This window comes from Ornithinibacter sp. (assembly GCF_035443565.1).
GTDB lineage: Bacteria > Actinomycetota > Actinomycetes > Actinomycetales > Dermatophilaceae > Fodinibacter.
Genome location: NZ_DAORSO010000104.1, coordinates 1 through 3465, shown reverse-complemented (window position 1 = coordinate 3465; position 3465 = coordinate 1). Strand labels below are relative to the sequence as shown.

Genomic DNA, 3465 nt, shown 5'->3' with positions numbered 1-3465 from the left:
GCGATGCCCGCCGGCTCGACGATGCGCGAGATCCAGCAGCGTGGCCGCCTCATCGCCGGTGTCTCGGCCGACACGCTGACGCTGGCCGCGCGCAACCCGATCAACGGCCGCATCGAGGGCTTCGACATCGACATGATCCGCGCGGTGTCACAGGCGATCTTCGGCAGCCCGGACAAGGTCGAGCTGCGCGTGATCACCGCGGCGCAGCGGCTGCCCGCGCTCCAGGACGGCAGCGTCGACATCGTCGCCCGCAACATGACGATCACCTGCGCCCGGTGGAAGGAGATCGCCTTCTCCACCGAGTACTACCGTTCCGGCCAGAAGGTCATGGTCCGGCTCGGGGAGCGCACCGACAGCGGAGGTGAGATCACCGGCATCCGCGACCTCGTCGGCAAGAAGGTCTGTGCTCCGAACGGGTCGACGAGCATGGACAAGCTGCGCACCTTCGAGGGGGTCGAGGCGGTCGGCGCGAGCACGCACACCGGGTGCCTCGTGCTCTTCCAGCAGGGGGCGGTCGACGCCATCACCGGCGACGACACGGTGCTCGCCGGCCTGGCCGCACAGGACCCCTTCGTCGAGGTCGTCCAGGGGGCGGCCTTCACCGCCGAGCCCTACGGGCTGGGGGTCAACCAGGAGAACGTCGACTTCGTGCGGTTCGTCAACGGGGTGCTCGCCGACATGAAGGCCGACGGCCGCTGGAAGGCCAGCTACACCACGTGGCTCGCCGAGGCCCTCGGCCCGGCCCCCAAGCCACCGGCCCCCGTCTACGGGCGGAACCCGTGATCTCCGTGGCGAGGAAGGCCACCGCACCCCGGGCGCCCGGTCGACTCGGGCAGCCGCTGCAGGCGCAGGACGCGCTGGAGTACCTCAGCGCCCTCGGCACCTGGCGCGAGGAGCGCAAGCGCGAGCTCGACCACATCGACGAGGCGGCCCTCGCCGCGAGTGACGGGTCGACGCACACGGGTGACCTGCTGCTGTCGATGGCGCTGTGGAAGGCTGTCGCCGACCGGCACGACCTCCTCGTGGCGACGTGGGACTCAGGCCGTGTCGGCCCGACCGAGCTCGAGCGGTTGTCCACCCTGATCTGGGGACGACTCGACACCACGACCTCTGGGGGGCCGGTCTCCGCCGGGGGAGCGCTGGCGGTCTCGCTGCCCGAGGCCTGCCGCCTCAGCGACGCCCTCGCCGCTTCCCTGCGCGCCCGCCTCGGCCTCGACGCCTCCGAGGCCGACGTCCAGGCGCGCCTGCGGTCGTTGCGCGCCTCGGTCGAACGGGTCCGCGACCTCGTCGAGCGCGAGAGCGCCATCGGGCGGCAGTCCGCGAGCGCCACCCTCGACCGACTCGACACCAGACTGTCCGACGTGGCGGCCCGCGCCCAGCGCGGCGCTGACGTCGGGGGCCTGCTCGGTCCCCTCGAGCAGGAGTGCGCGCGCGCCGAACGGGACCTCATCGTCGGTGCGTCCACCCGGCGGGCTGACGCCCACGACGAGGCCCGCGCTCGTGCCCTTCGCGCAGAGCTCGAGGCGCGTGGTGCCGCGGTCCGCGCGCTCGAGGTGCGGTGTGTGGCGCAGGTCGTGCCGGCTCCGCGGTTCGCCGTGCCCGACGTCTCGGCCCTCGGCCCGGTGCCCACCGACCCGGATGCCGTCGACGCCTACCTCGTGCGGTTGGATGCCGTCGGGCGCGCTTTGACGATCGCCCAGGACGCGTACGCCTCGGCCCTTGCCGAGCGGGACGAACTGCGTGGCCGCCTCGAGGCGTACGCCGCCAAGGCCACCCTGGCCGCGGGCGGGTCGGGAACGGCGCTCCTGGCGGACCTCGACGAGCTCGCTGGGCGAGTGCGGGAGACCGTGGACGCCTCGCCCGCCGACCTGGTCCGGGCACGGGCCCTCATGGCGGCCTACCAGGCCTACCTGGGGGCGCTGCCGACCACGGGCGGCGGATCGATCCACCAGACACGGGGAGGACACCGATGAGCACGACGGCCTGCGCCGAGCCCGGCTGCACGGGCTCGATCCTGGACGGCTACTGCGACGTCTGCGGCTCGCCTGCCGCACCCACCTCGAGTGCCGCACCCACCTCGAACGCCCCACCAGCCGGCGCGGCATCCACCGCCACGGCACCGGCCGGGGTGGCCCACAGCCCGTCCACGGTGTCGCGCGCATCGAACCGCCTCGCGTCCACCGCCCTGGGCTCCGCGCGCGCCGGGGCCGGCGGCAGTTCGGTCACCCGCAGGGTCGGGACCTCGTCGACCCGCCTGCGCGGGGCCCGTCTCGGCGCAGGACTGACGACGATCCCCCCGGTCGCCGCAGTCGACGCGGCCAAGGCCGTGCTCGAGAACCCGATGGTCCCCGAGGACCGGCGCACCTGCCCCTCGTGCGGGTCACCGGTGGGTCGCTCCCGCGACGGGCAGCCCGGTCGCACCGAGGGGTTCTGCCCCACGTGCCGCAACCCCTTCTCCTTCACCCCGAAGCTCAAGCCCGGCGACGTCGTCGGCGGTCAGTACGTCGTCGCCGGGGCGATCGCCCACGGTGGCCTGGGCTGGATCTACGCCGCCCGCGACCGCAACGTCTCCGACCGGTGGGTCGTCCTCAAGGGCCTGCTCAACTCGGGTGACCCCGATGCCCTTGCCGCGGCCATCGCCGAGCGGCAGTTCCTCGCGCAGGTCGAGCACCCGCTCATCGTCGAGATCTACAACTTCGTCACCCACGAGGGTGCCGGCTACATCGTCATGGAGTACGTCGGCGGGACCTCGCTCAAGCAGTTGCTCAAGGCGCGGATGAAGGAGGCGGGTGGGGCCTACAACCCGCTGCCCGTCGACCAGGCGATCGCCTTCGTGCTCGAGGTGCTCCCCGCGTTCTCCTACCTGCACGACCTCGACCTCGTCTACTGCGACTTCAAGCCGGACAACGTCATCCAGGTGGGTGACGCCGTGCGCCTGATCGACCTCGGTGGGGTCCGGCGGATCGACGACGCGGACTCCGCGATCTACGGCACCGTCGGCTACCAGGCCCCCGAGGTCGCGGAGGTCGGGCCGTCGGTGGCCTCGGACATCTACACCATCGGCCGCACCCTCGTCGTGCTCGCGATGGAGTTCCGGGGCTACCAGAGCACCTACGTGAGCAGCCTGCCGCCGCTCGCCGACACCCCGTTGTTCCAGGAGTACGACTCCTTCTACCGCCTGCTGCTCAAGGCCTGTGCCCCGGACCCGGCCGACCGCTTCGCCTCTGCCGACGAGCTGCGCGTGCAGCTGCTCGGTGTGCTGCGCGAGGTGGTGGCGCAGCACCGCCGCGGTGCGGCCGAGCACTCGACGTCGTCGTTGCTCTTCGACGTCCCCACCGTGGCCGATGACTCCCTGAACTGGCAGGACCTGCCCGGTCTGCGACCTGATGAGGGCGACCCGCAGCTGTCGTGGCTGCGCACGGTCAGCATCGACGACCCGCTCCAGCGGCTCGAGGCGCTCCAGGG

The 3465-nt window shown here is 72.5% G+C and carries 3 protein-coding genes; all 3 read left to right on the top strand.

Annotated elements, in window-relative coordinates:
• A partial coding sequence (locus tag PLL68_RS10645) for a glutamate ABC transporter substrate-binding protein (protein WP_324533900.1) occupies nucleotides 1-783 on the top strand: 783 nt, incomplete at its 5' end.
• Nucleotides 780-1973, top strand: a complete 1194-nt coding sequence (locus PLL68_RS10640) for a hypothetical protein (RefSeq protein ID WP_324533898.1) — start codon at nucleotides 780-782, stop codon at nucleotides 1971-1973. The genes PLL68_RS10645 and PLL68_RS10640, both read left to right, overlap by 4 nt.
• The coding region (locus PLL68_RS10635) for a protein kinase domain-containing protein (RefSeq protein WP_324533896.1) at nucleotides 1970-3465 on the top strand (1496 nt) is incomplete at its 3' end. The genes PLL68_RS10640 and PLL68_RS10635, both read left to right, overlap by 4 nt.